A 16,039-nucleotide genomic window follows, 5' to 3' on the forward strand; every position below is an offset into this window, starting at 1 on the left:
AAATGTCTTCGCAAAGATCTCGCCTACGAAGGAAATCGTTGAGACGCTGAACGCGCACCGCACCCCCAGCCCCCGAGGAGTGTTCATGCGCAGACTTCTGGCGCTCGGCGTGGCCGTCCTGCTGCCCTTGACCAACGTCCAGTCCGCCCAGGCCCAGGACCCGGCCGACCGGCAGCGTGCCTTCGCCGCCGCCGCCGCCGAATACCAGGTGCCCGAGAGCGTGCTGCTCGGCGTCTCCTACCTCGAGTCGCGGTGGGACGCCCACGCGGGCAGGCCCTCCAGCGACGCCGGCTTCGGCCCCATGCACCTCACGGACGCCGCCGCGTACACCGGCTCCAACCACCACGACGCGGGCGAGGAGGACGCCCGCGGCGACGACGCCCGGCCGCTGCCCGCGCCCGACGAGCGGCCCGCGCCCGCGGAGATCCCGGCCCGGCTGCGCACCATGGAACGCGCCGCGGAGCTCACCGGCGAGAGCCATGAGCGCCTGCGCGCCGACGACGCCGCCAACATCCGCGGCGGCGCGGCCCTGCTGGCCGACTACCAGAAGTCCCTCGGCGCGCCGCTGAGCGACGACCCCGGCGAGTGGTACGGCGCCGTCGCCAAGTACTCCGGCGCCGAGGAGGCCGGGGCCGCCAAGTTCTTCGCCGATGAGGTCTTCTCGGTGATCGCGGAGGGCGCCGAGCGCACCACCGACGACGGCGAGCAGGTCCGGCTGCCCGCCGTGCCCGGCCTGCGCACGGTCGAGAAGTGGCTGGAGAAGCTGGGCCTGCGGCCCCCGGTCCGCCCCGACGGCGTCGAGTGCCCGGCCTCGATCTCCTGCGAGTGGATCCCGGCGGCCTACCAGGAGCTGCCGCCGGACGACTACGGCCACTACGACCTGGCGAACCGCCCGTTCAGCCAGAAGGTGGACTACATCATCATCCACGACATGGAGGGCTACTTCCTGCCGTCCATCCGGCTGAACCAGGACCCCGCGTACGGGGCGAGCTGGCACTACTCCGTCCGCGCCGCCGACGGCCACATCGCCCAGCACATCAAGACCAAGGACGTCGGCTGGCAGGCCGGCAACTGGTACATCAACGCCAAGTCCATCGGCATCGAGCATGAGGGCTTCCTGGCCGAGGGCAGCACCTGGTTCACCGAGGCGATGTACCGCTCGTCCGCCCGCCTGGTCCGCTACCTGGCGCTGCGGCACGGCGTGCCGCTCGACCGCGCGCACATCCTGGGCCACGACAACGTCCCCGGCACGCTGCCGACGACCGTGCGCGGCATGCACGAGGACACGGGCCCGTTCTGGGACTGGGCGCACTACTTCCAGCTCATGGGCGCGCCGCTGCACCAGTTCGGCGGGCCGCACTCGGGCAGCGTCATGATCAAGCCCGACTTCGCCACGAACAAGCCCTACTTCTACGGCTGCGACCGCAAGAACCCGGAGGCCGCCTGCCCGCCGCTGCCCGCCCACACGGTGTGGCTGCGCACCGAGCCGCGCGCCGACGCCCCGCTGGTCAAGGACATCGGCAAGCACCCCACGGGCGAGTCGCTCTACAGCGTCTACGACCACAGCGCCCGCGCCAGCACCGGCCAGCGCTTCGCGGTCGCCGAGCGCCAGGGCGACTGGACGGCCATCTGGTATCTCGGCCAGAAGGCGTGGTTCCACAACCCGGCCGCCGCGCCGACCGCCGTGCCTTCAGCGGGCCTCGTGGTGACGCCGAAGCCGGGCAAGGCCACGGTCCCGGTGTACGGGCGGGCGTACCCGGAGCAGGAGGCGTACCCGGCGGACATCCCCTACCAGGCGGTGACGCCGCTGCAGTACACGTTCTCGGCGGGCGAGAAGTACACCCTCGCCGGCCCTGCGGCCACCGAGTACTACCGGGCGGTCACCTTCGACCTGGAGGACCACAAGGTGGTGCGGGGGAAGACCAAGTATCTGCAGATCCAGTTCGGTCACCGGGTGATGTTCGTCAAGGCTGACGACGTGCAGGTGTCGTTCTCCGGGTGAACTCGCTGACGGCCCTGCGCGTGCTGGCCAGCGCCTCCTGCGACGAGTCGTAGGTGCGCTGCGCCACCGCGACGAACAGGCAGTCGACGACGAGGAGCTGGCTGATCCTGCTGGCCAGGGCGCCGGGACGGAACTCCGTCTCGCGCCCGGCCGAGATGAGCACGTGCTCGGCCAGCTCCGCGATCGACGAGCGCGGGTTGTTGGTGATCGCCACGGTGGTGGCGCCCGCCTCCTTGGCCCGCGTCAGCGGCTCGATCACGTCGGGGGTCTCGCCGGAGGTGCTGATGCCGATCGCCACGTCGCCGGGCCGCAGCAGCACGGCGCTGGTCAGCGCGAGGTGGGCGTCCTGGAAGGCGTGGCTGGACAGGCCGATGCGCAGCAGCTTCTGGGCGACGTCGCCGGCGACGAGGCCGGAGGCGCTGACGCCGTAGGCGTCGATCCTGCGGGCACCGGCGATGGCGTCCACGACCAGGCCCAGCCGCTCGCTGGTGAGCTGGGCGACGGTGTCGTTGATCGCCTCGGACTCGGCCCGCGCGACCTTCTGGATCACCGCCGACAGCGGGTCGTCGGGGGCGAGGTCGCCGGGCACGAGCCGGTCGGGCTGCGCGGCCGCGGCCGCCAGCGCCAGCCTGAGCTGCGGGTAGCCGGCGAATCCCAGCAGCCGCGCGGTCCGCACGATCGTGGCCTCGCTGGTGCCCGAGGCGGCGGAGAGCTCGGTGATGGTGCTCCGCGCCACCGTCGCGGGGTCCTCCAGGATGAGGCGGGCCACGGTCTGGGCGGCCGGCGTCAGGGACGGCAGCACACCGCGGACCGTGGCCACCAGAGTGTCGGCCCGCAGGCCGTTGGCGCTGTCGTCCACCCCCCGATTATGCCTGGGCTTTAACGCAATGTGCCGTTCGTCATGCCTGCGGGTTCCTCGGGGACCGCGATGAGGCCGAGCTCGGCCGTCGTCGCGACGAGCGGATGATCCGGGACGACCCGGACGGTGTACCCGAAAGCGCCGGTGCGGTCGAGCGGCACGACGCCCGTGTAGTGGGCGCGGCCGTCGTCGTCCACCGACTGGCAGGTCATCTTCCCGTACGACGGGTGGACCAGCTCGTCGTGCGGCCCGACCTTCCCGTACGCGGCCTGCACCAGCACGTCGTCAGGCTCCAGGTCGCCGAGCGCGACGGTGGCGTTCACCTCGATCGCGGCCCCCACCTCGGGGGCGTCGCCGACGCCGGACGCCTCCACGTGCTCCACCCGCACCCCGGGCCAGGCCCGGGTGACCCGGACCCGCCAGGCGGCGAACGCCTTGGCCGGCGCGTAGGCGTCGGCCGACAGCGCCCGCGCGGACTTCGCGGCCGGGGTGTAGAGGCCCACGACGTAGTCGCGCAGCATGCGCCCGGCCAGGACCTTGGGCCCGAGCGAGGCGAGGGTGTGCTTGACCATCTCCAGCCAGCGGCGGGGCAGCCCGTCGAAGGCCCGGTCGTAGAAGCGGTCGGACACCTCGTGCTCGATGAGGTCGTAGAGGGCGGCGGCCTCCAGCTCGTCGCGCCGCTCGGGGTCGGTGACGCCGTCGGCGGTGGGGATGGCCCAGCCGTTGGTGCCGTCGTACCACTCGTCCCACCAGCCGTCGCGGATCGACAGGTTGAGCCCGCCGTTGAGCGCGGACTTCATGCCCGAGGTGCCGGACGCCTCCAGGGGGCGCAGCGGGTTGTTGAGCCACACGTCGCAGCCCTGCGTCATGAGCCGGCCGAGCTCCATGTCGTAGTCGGGCAGGAACACGATCCGGTGCCGGACGTCGGCCTGGTCGGCGAACTTGACGATCTGCTGGATGAGCTTCTTGCCGCCCTCGTCGGCGGGGTGCGCCTTGCCGGCGATGACGATCTGCACCGGCTTGTCCAGGTCGAGCAGCAGCTCGGTGAGCCGCCGCTGGTCGCGCAGCATGAGCGTGAGCCGCTTGTACGACGGCACCCGCCGGGCGAAGCCGATGGTCAGCACGTCGGGGTCGAGCGCGTCGTCGATCCACCCCAGCTCGGCGTCGGAGGCCCCGCGCTCGCGCCACGACCTGCGAAGACGCGCCCGGGCGCCCTCGACCAGGCGGCGGCGCAGCACGCCGCGGATCTCCCACAGGTCGGCGTCGGAGAGCTTCTGGATGCCCTCCCAGCCGCGGGCGCGCTCCAGCAGCGTGGGCAGCTCGCGGCCGGCCAGCTCCATGAACTCGCGGCCCACCCACGTGGGGGCGTGCACGCCGTTGGTGATGGAGCCGATCGGCACCTCGTCGAGGTCGAAACCCGGCCAAAGATCCTTGAACATCTCGCGGCTGACCTCGCCGTGCAGCTGCGAGACGCCGTTGACCCGCTGGGCCAGGCGCATGCCCATGACGGCCATGTTGAACCGCCCGGGGTCGGCCTCGGCGCCCAGCGCGAGGATGCGCTCGACGGGCACGGTCGGCCAGGAGGCCGAGCCGCCGAAGTGCCGCTCGATCAGCTCGACGGGGAAGCGGTCGATGCCCGCGGGCACCGGCGTGTGCGTGGTGAACACGGTGCCGGCGCGTACGGCCTCCAGCGCCTCGTCGAAGGTGAGCCTGGCCTCGGTCAGCTCGCGGATGCGCTCCAGGCCGAGGAAGCCGGCGTGGCCCTCGTTGGTGTGGAAGACCTCGGGCTCGGGATGCCCGGTGACCCGGCAGTAGGCCCGGATCGCGCGTACGCCGCCGACGCCGAGCAGCAGCTCCTGCATGAGCCGGTGGTCGGTGCCGCCGCCGTAGAGGCGGTCGGTGATGTCGCGGGCGGCATTGTCGTTGTCGGCGACGTCGGAGTCGAGCAGCAGCAGCGGCACCCGGCCGACCTGCGCCACCCAGACCTGGGCGTGCAGCACGCGCTCGTCGGGCAGCCCCAGGCGGATCTTGACCGGGGTGCCGTCGGCCTCCTTCAGCAGGGACAGCGGCAGGCCGCCGGGATCGAGGGAGGGGTAGTGCTCAAGCTGCCAGCCCTCGGGCGACAGCGACTGCGTGAAGTAGCCGTGCCGGTAGAGGAGGCCGACGGCGAGGATCGGCACGCCGAGGTCGCTGGCCGCCTTCAGGTGGTCGCCGGCCAGGATGCCGAGCCCGCCGGAGTACTGCGGCAGGGCGGCGGCGATGCCGAACTCGGGCGAGAAGTAGGCGACGGCCCGGGCGCCGTCGGGCAGCGTCTGGTACCAGCGCGGCGAGGTCATGTACTCGCGCAGGTCGTCGGCGGCGTCGGCGAGCCGCCGCAGGAAGCGGCGGTCGGCGGCCAGCTCGGCGAGCCGGGCGGGCGTGACGGCCCCCAGCAGGGCCACGGGATCGTGCCCGACCTGCTCCCAGAGACCGGCGTCGACCTCGGCGAAGAGGTCCAGCGTCTCCGGGTGCCAGGACCAGCGGAGATTGTGGACGAGCTCGCCGAGGGCGGCCAGCTCCGTGGGCAGGACGGTGCGGACGGTAAACCGACGGATAGCTCTCACGTTGTGCACCCTACGGGCTAGGAGGGACCTCTCGTTCCTTCACCCCCATGAGCGCCCTTCAAACCACTCGCGGAGACAAGCATGAAGAGGGCGCATTGGGGCAACTTTCCCTAATGTTGAGCTCTCCCGCGAACTTCTGCGGGAGGTCTATCCGCTGCTGTCCAGAAATAACGTGCGAGGATCGTTCCTGCCACGGAAAACCTCCGGCGGCACCGAGTGTGCCGTCGCAAACCCTTGATTGCGATGATCGGACGAATTCCCATCACGGACATCTCCCCCGTCGTCGACTGCGGGCAACGGCCCGCCAAGGCGGTCGCCGGTGAGACCTTCGAGGTCTCGGCGACCGTCTTCCGAGAGGGCCATGACGCCGTGGCCGCGGGCGTGGTGTTCACCGCGCCCGATGGGCAGCGTGGCCGGTTGAGACCGATGCGCGAGCTCGCTCCCGGCACCGACCGCTGGGCCGCCGAGGTCTGCCTGCCCGCCGAGGGCGACTGGCTCTACCGCGTGGAGGCGTGGAGCGACCCGATCAGCACGTGGCTGCACGACGCCGAGATCAAGATCCCGCGTGGCATGGACGTCGATCTCATGTGCGAGGAGGGGGCCCGGCTGTTCGAGCGGGCGGCCAAGGCCGTGCGCCCGGCCGAGTGCCCCTCGGCGCCCGTCACGCCCGGGGCTCCCGCCAGGACCGGCGGCAACGGCGAGCCCTCGTGCGGGCACCGGGCGGCGCTGCTGTCGGTCGCGGCCACGCTGCGTGACGACAACCTCGACCCGCGGGCCCGGCTGTCGATAGCCCAGCTCCCCGACACCGCCGCGCTGCTGGAGGCCCATCCGTTCCGCGAGCTGGTGACCAGGTCGAAGTCGTTCAAGGTCCGGGTGGACCGGCGCCGGGCGCTCTACGGCTCCTGGTACGAGTTCTTCCCCCGCTCCGAGGGCGCGGTCGTCGGCACCGGCGGGACGTCGCGGTCCGGCACCTTCCAGACCGCCGCCAAGCGGCTGCCCGCGATCGCCAAGATGGGCTTCGACGTCGTCTACCTGCCGCCGGTCCACCCCATCGGCACGACCTTCCGCAAGGGCCGCAACAACACGCTGAGCCCCGAGCCCGACGATCCCGGCTCGCCGTGGGCGATCGGCTCCGAGGACGGCGGCCACGACGCGATCCACCCCGACCTCGGCACGATCGACGACTTCGACGAGTTCGTGGCGCGCGCCCGCGAGCTGGGCATGGAGGTCGCGATCGACCTCGCGCTCCAGTGCTCGCCGGACCACCCGTGGGTCAAGGAGCACCCCGAGTGGTTCACGATCAGGGCCGACGGCTCGATCGCCTACGCCGAGAACCCGCCGAAGAAATACCAGGACATCTACCCGCTCAACTTCGACCGGGACCCGGAGGGCATCTACGCCGAGGTCCGCCGGGTGGTGCGGCACTGGATGGACCACGGGGTGCGCATCTTCCGGGTGGACAACCCGCACACCAAGCCGGTGAACTTCTGGGAGCGGCTGCTGGCCGACATCCACACCACCGACCCGGACGTGCTGTTCCTGTCGGAGGCGTTCACCCGGCCGGCCATGATGCGGGCGCTGGCCAAGGTCGGCTTCCACCAGTCGTACACGTACTACACCTGGAAGAACTCCAAGTACGACGTGGAGAGCTACCTGTCGGAGCTGGCCAGGGAGACCTCGGCCTACCTGCGGCCCAACCTGTTCGTCAACACGCCGGACATCCTGCACGAGTACCTGCAGCACGGCGGGATGCCGGCGTTCAAGATCCGGGCGGTGCTGGCCGCGCTCGCCTCGCCGACGTGGGGCGTGTATTCCGGATATGAACTCGGGGAAAATGTCCCGGTCCGTCCAGGAAGTGAAGAATATCTCGACAGCGAGAAATATCAGTACAAGCCCCGCGATTGGATGACCGCCGAACGCGAAGGGCTCAGCCTGGCCCCCTTCATCACTCATCTGAATTTGTTTCGAAGAGCGCATCCGGCGCTGCAGGAATTGCGTAACCTACGATTTCACCGGGTCGACCAGCCGGACATCGTCTGCTTCTCGAAGCGTCTGCCGGGCGGCCATGACCCGGCCACCAGACGGCACGGGCTGGGCGACGTCGTCATCGCGGTCGTCAACCTGGATCCGCACCACACCCATGAGGCAACCGTTGATCTTGACCTGCCCGCGCTCGGGCTCGACTGGAACGCCGAGTTCGTCGTGGACGACGAACTCTCCGGCGAGTCCTACCGCTGGCGTCAGAGCAACTACGTGCGCCTCGACCCTCACATCCAGCCTGCCCACATTCTCACCGTACGAGCCGCGCCACGGTAGAACTGAATTCAGCGGGGAGTCTTCAACGTGTGTGTCAGCGCCTCCCTCATGAGCCCCCGGCGAGGGCGCTCATGAGCTCCACACCCATTCCCAACACCTTCGACGAGGAAAAGCCGCGCGATCCCTACTGGTACAAGCGCGCCGTCTTCTACGAGGTCCTCATCCGGGGCTTCGCCGACTCCAACGGCGACGGCACCGGCGACATCAAGGGACTGATCAGCAAGCTCGACTACCTCCAGTGGCTGGGCGTCGACTGTCTGTGGCTGCTCCCGCTGTACGAGTCGCCGCTGCGTGACGGCGGCTATGACATCGCCGACTTCATGAAGATCCTCCCCGAGTTCGGGGATCTGGGCGACTTCGTGAAACTCGTCGAGGAGGCGCACCGGCGCGGCATGCGCGTCATCGCCGACCTCGTCATGAACCACACCAGCGACGCCCATCCCTGGTTCCAGGCGTCCCGGCACGACCCCGAGGGGCCGTTCGGCGACTTCTACGTGTGGTCCGACACCGACGAGACGTACCAGGACGCCCGGATCATCTTCATCGACACCGAGACCTCCAACTGGACCTACGACCCGGTCCGCGGCCAGTACTACTGGCACCGCTTCTTCCACCACCAGCCGGACCTCAACTACGAGAACCCGGACGTGCAGGACGCGATGCTGGAGGTGCTGCGCTTCTGGCTGGACCTCGGCATCGACGGCTTCCGGCTGGACGCGGTGCCCTACCTGTTCGAGGAGGAGGGCACCAACTGCGAGAACCTGCCGCGGACGCACGAATACCTCAAGCGGATCAGGACCGAGGTGGACCGGCTCTACCCCGACCGGGTCCTGCTGGCCGAGGCCAACCAGTGGCCGTCGGACGTGGTCGAGTACTTCGGCGACCCGGTGGGCGGCGGCGACGAGTGCCACATGGCCTTCCACTTCCCGCTGATGCCGCGCATCTTCATGGCCGTACGCAGGGAGAGCCGCTACCCCATCTCGGAGATCCTGGCCCAGACGCCGAAGATCCCCGAGCACTGCCAGTGGGGCATCTTCCTCCGCAACCACGACGAGCTGACGCTCGAGATGGTCACGGACGAGGAACGCGACTACATGTACTCCGAGTACGCCAAGGACCCCCGCATGCGGGCCAACGTCGGCATCCGCCGCCGCCTCGCGCCGCTGCTGGAGAACGACCGCAACCAGATCGAGCTGTTCACCGCACTGCTGCTGTCACTGCCCGGCTCCCCCGTGCTCTACTACGGCGACGAGATCGGCATGGGCGACAACATCTGGCTCGGCGACCGCGACGGCGTGCGCACCCCGATGCAGTGGGACCCCGACCGCAACGCCGGCTTCTCCGACTGCGATCCCGGGCGGCTCTACCTGCCCGTGATCATGGACCCGATCTACGGCTACCAGGCCATCAACGTCGAGGCCCAGCAGAAGAACGCCGGCTCGCTGCTGCACTGGACCAGACGCATGATCGAGATCCGCAAGCGGCACCCGGTCTTCGGCCTGGGCGAGTACGCCGAGCTCAACTCCTCCAACCCCAGCGTCCTGGCCTTCGTCAGGGAGCTGGGCGACGACCGGATGCTCTGCGTGAACAACCTGTCACGCTTCCCGCAGCCGGTCGAGCTCGACCTGCGCAGGTTCGTCGGCGTCTCCCCCGTGGAAACCATGGGAGGCGTGCCATTTCCGGCAATTGGCGAACTACCGTATCTTTTGACGCTTCCTGGGCATGGGTTCTACTGGTTCACACTCCCGCCGGCCGTCATCCAGGAGGAGTAGGACGTGCTGAATGAGCTCCTTGCCGCATGGATCAGCCGCCAACGTTGGTTCGGCGGCAAGGGGCGCCCGATCGACGAGCTGTCGATCGACGCGGACGTCGTGCTGGCGCCCGGACTCCGGCACCTGATCGTCGCCGTGTGGCAGGACGGCTCCCGCGACCGCTACCAGCTCCTGCTCGGCGAGCGCGACGACCTGCCCGACCGGCTCGCCCACGCCCTCATCGGCACGATCGACGGCGTCTGCCTCTACGACGCCGCACACGACCCCGAACGCACCTCGTGGCTGCTCGACGGCATGGCGCGCGACGAGGGCCGCAGCGGCCTGCGCATGCGGCACGTCGAGGGGGCCGAGATCGACACCTCGCCGCGCAGCATGGTGCTCGGGGCCGAGCAGTCCAACACCTCGCTCGTCTACGGCGACGCCTACATCTGCAAGATCTTCCGCCGCCTCATCCCCGGTGTGAACCCGGAGCTGGAGATCGTCACGGCCCTCGCGGCCAGGAAGGCGCCGCACATCGCGCGGCCGTACGGGTGGATCGAGGCCGACCTCGACGGCACCGGGACCACGCTGGCGTTCATGCAGGAGTTCCTGTCGAACGCCAACGACGGCTGGGACCTCGCGCTGACCAGCGTCCGCGACCTCTACGCCAGCGCGCCGGAGATCACCGCCGCCGAGGCGGGCGGCGACTTCGCGGGCGAGGCGCGGCGGCTCGGCGTCGCCACCGCCCGCGTGCACGAGGAGCTGGCGGCGGCCTTCCCGACCGCCGTGATCGAGACGCACGAGATCAAGCGCATGGCCGAGTCCTTCCGCCGCCGGCTCGGCCGGGCCGTGGCCGAGGTGCCCGAGCTGCGCCCGCACGTGAGCGCGCTTGAGGACGCCTACCACGAGGTGGAGCTGCTCACCGACGCGGTGCCCGTGCAGCGGGTTCACGGCGACTACCACCTGGGCCAGGTCATGCGCACGCCGCTGGACTGGGTCGTCCTCGACTTCGAGGGCGAGCCGGGGCAGCCGCTGGCCGAGCGGCGGGCGCTGTCGTCGCCGCTGCGGGACGTGGCGGGGATGTTGCGCTCGTTCGACTACGCGGCCCGCCACCTGCTGGCCGGCCGCGCCGAGGCGGCCGACCTGGAGGAGCGGGCGCAGGCGTGGGCCGACCGCAACCGGGCCGCCTTCCTGGAGGGCTACGCCGAGGGAGGCGGCGTGATCGGCCGGGCGGACGCGGCGCTGCTGCGGGCGTTCGAGCTGTCCAAGGCGGTGTACGAGGTCGGCTACGAGGCCAGGAACCGCCCGACCTGGCTCCCCATCCCCCTGGCCGCCTTCCGGCCCCGCTGAGCGGTCACGCCCAGCCGGTGGGCGCGGGCGCGCCCGGGTGGAGGACGGGGGTCGTCTCCGTCCGCCGCTTCTCCTGCTCGCCGCTGATCCGCAGCACCACGAGGATCGCGAGCACGGCGGCCACCAGCATCAGCGCGATGCTCACCACGTCGAAGCGGGCCGCCGCGGCGAGGGCCTCGGCCTCCTCGGCGTTGAACAGCACGCGCGCGGCGACGTTCGACACCCAGGCGCCGATGAGCCAGGCCGCCCACCAGGCGTGGAGGAGGCCCTTGCGCGGGGTCCACGAGCGGACGGAGGCGTCCCAGATGTCGTCCACGATCTGCTTGGGGAACCAGAGCGAGACGATCGGGACGATCCAGCCGAGGATCAGCCAGGGCCGGGAGCGCCGGTGCCCGTCCGGGGCGAGGATCTCGGCGTTGGCCCGCACCCGGAACAGCCAGACCAGGAACCCGACGACCGCGGCGAGGTAGGCGACGGTCTCCACGATGCCGGAGAGGCCGTAGACGAGGTCCGCGGTGTCGATCTCCTCGTCGGTCACGGAGGTCACGTCGGCGATGATCCGGTCCACGAAGGCGGCGTACCAGAGGTCGATGCCCGCCGCGACGACGCCGACCAGCGAGTCCGCGACCAGTGCCACGACCGCGAGGACGGCCGGTCCGCGGACCGGGCGTAAGACGGGAGGAGGCGGAGGATATGACGGATGTGTGGGGGAAGCGGGGGGCGGGTACATTGCTGCAACCTTTCTGGCTGGGTTGACGAGCAGCGCACCAGTATGTCGAGCCAGATAGCGGTAAAGGATGGGTTATCCCATCCCGGCACCCTCTTGTGATGTACCCGGGATTTTGCACTTTCTGTGATTGTGTCGGGGGAGCGGGCAGAGCCTGGGATGGACGGTCGTCATAAGGCAGTGTTGGGAGCATGCCGATGAGGAACGAGCTCGACCGCCTCGCGGGTGGGGCGCACCACGATCCGCACTCCGTGCTCGGAGCGCACCCCACGACCGGCGGGGTGGTCTTCCGCGCGCTGCGCCCGCTGGCCGAGCGGGTCACGGTGGTGCTGGACGACGACGGTACATCCCATGACATGAAACACCAGGCCCACGGGGTGTTCGAGGTGCTGGTGCCCGGGCTGGACAAGGTGCCCGGCTACGCCCTGCGGGTGAAGTACGCGGGCGGCGAGCCGTTCACCGTGCGCGACCCCTACCGGCACTGGCCCACCCTCGGCGAGGTGGACCTGCACCTGATCGGCGAGGGACGGCACGAGCGGCTGTGGGAGGCGCTGGGCGCGCGCGTGATCGAGCACGAGGACGTCGAAGGCGTGGCGTTCTCCGTCTGGGCCCCCAACGCGCGCGGCATCCGCGTCATCGGCGACTTCAACCACTGGGACGGCACCGCCTACCCCATGCGCTCCCTCGGCCGCTCGGGCGTGTGGGAGCTGTTCGTCCCCGGCCTCGGGGCCGGCGAGCGGTACAAGTACCAGGTCCTGGGCGCGGACGGCACCTGGCGGGAGAAGGCCGACCCCATGGCGCGGCGCACCGAGGTGCCGCCGATGACGGCCTCCGTGGTGGACAAGTCCGACTACAGCTGGCAGGACGACGCCTGGCTCGTCGAACGGCGCGACACGTACGCGCTGGCCCGGCCGATGAGCATCTACGAGGTGCACCTGGGGTCGTGGCGACCCGGCCTCTCGTACGTGGAGCTGGCCGAGGAGCTGTCGGCGTACGCGGCCGACATGGGCTTCACCCACGTGGAGCTGCTGCCGGTGGCCGAGCACCCGTTCGGCGGGTCGTGGGGCTACCAGGTGACCTCCTACTACGCGCCGACGGCGCGCTTCGGCACCCCCGACGAGTTCCGCCACTTCGTGGACCGCATGCACCAGCGCGGCATCGGCGTGATCCTCGACTGGGTGCCCGCGCACTTCCCCATGGACGAGTGGGCGCTGGCCCGCTTCGACGGCACCCCGCTCTACGAGCACGCCGACCCGGCGCGCGGCGAGCACCCCGACTGGGGCACCTACGTCTTCGACTACGGCCGCCGCGAGGTGCGCAACTTCCTGGTCGCGAACGCGCTGTTCTGGCTGAAGGAGTTCCACATCGACGGCCTGCGCGTGGACGCCGTGGCCTCGATGCTCTACCTCGACTACTCGCGGCGCGAGGGCGAGTGGACGCCGAACGTCTACGGCGGCAGGGAGAACCTCGACGCGGTCGAGTTCCTCAAGGAGATGAACGCGGTCAGCTACCGGGAGGCGCCCGGCATCTCGACCGTGGCAGAGGAGTCCACGGCCTGGCCGGGAGTGTCGCGGCCGGTGCACCTGGGCGGGCTCGGCTTCGGCTTCAAGTGGAACATGGGCTGGATGCACGACACGCTCGAATACCTGCGCCACGAGCCGATCTTCCGCCAGTACCACCATCACCAGATGACGTTCTCGCTGCTCTACGCCTACTCGGAGAACTACGTGCTGCCGCTCTCGCACGACGAGGTGGTGCACGGCAAGGGCTCGCTGCTCGGCAAGATGCCCGGCGACGAATGGCAGCGCTTCGCGCAGCTGCGGGCGCTGCTGGCGTTCATGTGGGCGCACCCGGGCAAGCAGCTGCTGTTCATGGGCGGCGAGTTCGGCCAGGGCTCGGAGTGGTCGGAGGAGCGCGGGCTCGACTGGTGGGTGCTGGAGTTCGACGGGCACCAGGGCGTGCAGCGGCTGGTCCGCGAGCTCAACCGGGTCTACAGGGAGACCCCGGCGCTGTGGGAGCAGGACGCCACCCCCGACGGTTTCCGCTGGCTCGACGCCGACGACGCGCCGGGCAACACCTTCTCCTTCGTCCGCTTCGCCAGGAACGGCGCGGCGGTGGCGTGCGTGGTCAACTTCAGCGGCGCCCCGCACGACGGCTACCGGCTGGGGCTGCCGTACCCGGGGCAGTGGCGCGAGGTGCTCAACACCGACGCCTACGACTACTGGGGCAGCGGCGTCGGCAACATGGGCGGGATCGAGGCGGCCGAGGAGCCGAGTCACGGGCTGCCGTACTCGACGACGCTGCGGGTGCCGCCGCTCGGCGCGGTGTGGTTCACGCACGAAGGGCCGTCCGCGAGCGGCTGAAAGTTCGGTGAGAACCGGACCGAGGGGCTGGGCCTGTCCGCGGAATCGCCCTAAACTCCGAGATCATCCCCTTCGGAGGAAGACGCGTGCGACTTCGCCACCTGATGGTCTGTTCGGCCGTTCTGGCGCTGATCCCGTTATCGGGCCCGGCCTACGCGGACGACCCCACCCCGACGCCCGGCCCCTCCCCCGCCGCCACTGCCCCTTCCACCCCCGAGGAGAAGGTCGAGGACGGCCTCGGCGCCGACGGCGGCGCCGAACGGGCCATCGTCGAGCTGACCGACCCGGCGCAGAACGAGCCCGTGGCGAGCCAGGCGGCGGCCCAGAGCGTGGACGTGGTGCTGCGGCCCCAGAACCAGCCGTTCATGGTCGTGCAGGGCACCGCCGAGGAACTGGCCGCGCTGGCCGCCGACCCGCGGGTCGCCTCGATCCACCGGGACCGTACGTACACGCCGGCCGACGTGGGCCCCAACCTCAAGCTCATCGGCGCCGACCAGGCGCACGCCAAGGGCCTCACGGGGACCGGCCAGGCGGTGGCCGTGCTGGACACCGGCATCGACCGCGACCACCCGTGGTTCAGCGGCCGGATCGTGGCCGAGGCGTGCTTCTCCGCCGTGGAGGCCGGCGTCGAGTCGTTATGCCCCAACGGGCAGAGCGAGCAGATCGGCGAGGGCGCGGCCGACGCCATGACCGCCAAGTGCCTCGCCGGCGGCACGAACCTGTGCGACCACGGCAGCCACGTCGCGGGCATCGCGGCCGGCACCGGCGGCGTCGCGCCGGGCGCGAACATCGTCGCCGTGCAGGTGTTCAGCCGGGTCAACGACGAAGGGGTGTGCGGCGAGGCGTCGTGCGTGCTCGCGTTCGAGTCGTCGCTGCGCCTCGCGATGGACTACGTGGCCGGGCTGGACCAGCCGGTGGCCGCGGTCAACCTGAGCCTCGGCGGCGCGCTGTCGGAGACCGACTGCGACGCCAGCGAGGAGGGCGCGATCTTCAAGCCGAAGATCGACGCGCTGCTGGCCAAGGGCGTCGCGACCGTGGTGGCCGCGGGCAACGAGTTCTTCGACGGGGCGTCGTACCCGGCGTGCGTCTCCTCGGCGGTCGCGGTCGGCGCGAGCGACAACGCCGACGCCATCGCCGACTTCTCCAACCGGGGGGCGCTGCTGGACCTGTTCGCGCCGGGCGTGGACGTCGAGTCGGCGGTGCCGGACAACCAGACCATCGTCTACAGCGGCACCTCGATGGCGACGCCGCACGTGGCGGGCGCGCTCGCACTGATGAAGCAGGCCGCGCCGCAGACGCCGATCGGCGAGCTGGTGGACACGCTGAAGAGGACCGGGCGGCCGTACACGTACGACTCGAACGGCACGCAGGTCACCACGCCGCGCCTGGACCTCGCGGCGGCCCTGGCCGGGGCGACGCCGCAGCCGACGATCACGCAGTCGCCCGTCGCGCCCGATCCCGACCCGTCCGGCGGGACCGGCCCGGTCCCCGACGACCCCGGCGACGAGCCCACGGACACGCCCACCGACCCGACGGAGTCGCCGGACCCGCAGCCGACGACCTCCCCGGTGCCGCTGCCCACCGTGACGGTCACCGTGACCGTGACGCCCTCCCCGGCCGCCACGGCCGCGGTCTGCACGCGCGGCACGGCGGCCGCGAAGCTGTCGGCCAAGAAGTGGGCCGTCGAGATCCACCGCAGCAGCGGCAAGCTGCCCGACGCCACGCTCACCTGCTACCTGAAGCTGATCGCGAAGTCGAGCAAGGTGTTCCCCGAGCTGACGAAGGCCTCGTCGCTGGGCAAGGCGTACCGGGTGCTGAAGAACGGCACGACCAGCAAGGCCAAGCTGGACAGCGCCCTGCTGACCGCCTGGCTGAACTGGGCACACGGCACGAACGGCACCACGGCCCTCACCGCCGCCGAGAAGGTGCGGATGGTCAGCGAACCATCGGCGTCCGCGCTGAAGAAGGCGACAAAGAACGTCCTGAAGACCGTCAAATAGCAGCCGCCACTCACATCACAGCAGACGCAGGCGGGGAGGGACCCGGCTGAACGCCGATCCCCGGAGGA

General features: G+C 70.6%; 9 protein-coding genes. 6 read left to right on the top strand and 3 right to left on the bottom strand.

All coding sequences use genetic code 11. From position 1 onward, the window contains the following. Nucleotides 1-85 precede the first annotated feature (85 nt). Nucleotides 86-2,002, top strand: a complete 1,917-nt coding sequence (locus Nocox_RS35490) for an N-acetylmuramoyl-L-alanine amidase (protein ID WP_020544051.1) — start codon at nucleotides 86-88, stop codon at nucleotides 2,000-2,002. Here the strand turns inward: Nocox_RS35490 and Nocox_RS35495 are convergent. Together Nocox_RS35495 and glgP are read right to left on the bottom strand one after the other, a co-directional pair. Continuing rightward, entirely contained in the window at nucleotides 1,965-2,861 is an 897-nt protein-coding gene (locus Nocox_RS35495; protein WP_020544052.1) for a MurR/RpiR family transcriptional regulator, read from the bottom strand. The genes Nocox_RS35490 and Nocox_RS35495 overlap by 38 nt on opposite strands. 20 nt (nucleotides 2,862-2,881) lie before the next feature. Next, entirely contained in the window at nucleotides 2,882-5,464 is a 2,583-nt protein-coding gene (glgP, locus tag Nocox_RS35500; protein WP_026214508.1) for an alpha-glucan family phosphorylase, read from the bottom strand. A 243-nt stretch (nucleotides 5,465-5,707) separates the two neighbouring features. On the opposite strand from glgP, the gene Nocox_RS35505 reads away from it, so the two are divergent. The 3 genes from Nocox_RS35505 (at nucleotide 5,708) to Nocox_RS35515 (ending at nucleotide 10,881) form a co-directional block, all read left to right on the top strand. After that, a complete protein-coding gene (locus Nocox_RS35505; protein WP_020544054.1) occupies nucleotides 5,708-7,780 on the top strand; it encodes an alpha-1,4-glucan--maltose-1-phosphate maltosyltransferase in 2,073 nt (690 codons plus the stop codon). Between the two features lie 71 nt (nucleotides 7,781-7,851). Then, nucleotides 7,852-9,552: a maltose alpha-D-glucosyltransferase gene (gene treS / locus Nocox_RS35510; RefSeq protein WP_020544055.1), complete on the top strand. Its 1,701-nt coding sequence runs from the start codon at nucleotides 7,852-7,854 to the stop codon at nucleotides 9,550-9,552. A 3-nt stretch (nucleotides 9,553-9,555) separates the two neighbouring features. Continuing rightward, entirely contained in the window at nucleotides 9,556-10,881 is a 1,326-nt protein-coding gene (locus Nocox_RS35515) for a maltokinase N-terminal cap-like domain-containing protein (RefSeq protein WP_020544056.1), read from the top strand. A 4-nt stretch (nucleotides 10,882-10,885) separates the two neighbouring features. Here the strand turns inward: Nocox_RS35515 and Nocox_RS35520 are convergent, their stop codons facing one another. After that, nucleotides 10,886-11,518: a DUF4328 domain-containing protein gene (locus tag Nocox_RS35520; protein ID WP_020544057.1), complete on the bottom strand. Its 633-nt coding sequence runs from the start codon at nucleotides 11,516-11,518 to the stop codon at nucleotides 10,886-10,888. A gap of 287 nt (nucleotides 11,519-11,805) precedes the next feature. Between Nocox_RS35520 and glgB the strand changes: the two genes are divergently transcribed. Further along, nucleotides 11,806-13,971 carry a 1,4-alpha-glucan branching protein GlgB gene (gene glgB, locus Nocox_RS35525; RefSeq protein WP_020544058.1) on the top strand — a complete coding sequence of 722 codons (2,166 nt, stop codon included), beginning with the start codon at nucleotides 11,806-11,808 and terminating at the stop codon, nucleotides 13,969-13,971. 86 nt (nucleotides 13,972-14,057) lie between these two features. Further along, on the top strand, nucleotides 14,058-15,971 hold the full coding sequence (locus tag Nocox_RS35530) for a S8 family peptidase (RefSeq protein ID WP_157383138.1): 1,914 nt from the start codon (nucleotides 14,058-14,060) through the stop codon (nucleotides 15,969-15,971). The last annotated feature ends 68 nt before the right edge of the window (nucleotides 15,972-16,039 follow it).

The organism is Nonomuraea coxensis DSM 45129 (assembly GCF_019397265.1).
GTDB lineage: Bacteria > Actinomycetota > Actinomycetes > Streptosporangiales > Streptosporangiaceae > Nonomuraea > Nonomuraea coxensis.

Excerpts from the sequence above, each read along its gene's own strand:
- Nocox_RS35490 (WP_020544051.1), top strand. The coding sequence starts at position 86 with ATGCGCAGACTTCTGGCGCTCGGCGTGGCCGTCCTGCTGCCCTTGACC.
- Nocox_RS35505 (WP_020544054.1), top strand. The coding sequence starts at position 5,708 with ATGATCGGACGAATTCCCATCACGGACATCTCCCCCGTCGTCGACTGC.
- treS (WP_020544055.1), top strand. The coding sequence starts at position 7,852 with ATGAGCTCCACACCCATTCCCAACACCTTCGACGAGGAAAAGCCGCGC.
- glgB (WP_020544058.1), top strand. The coding sequence starts at position 11,806 with ATGAGGAACGAGCTCGACCGCCTCGCGGGTGGGGCGCACCACGATCCG.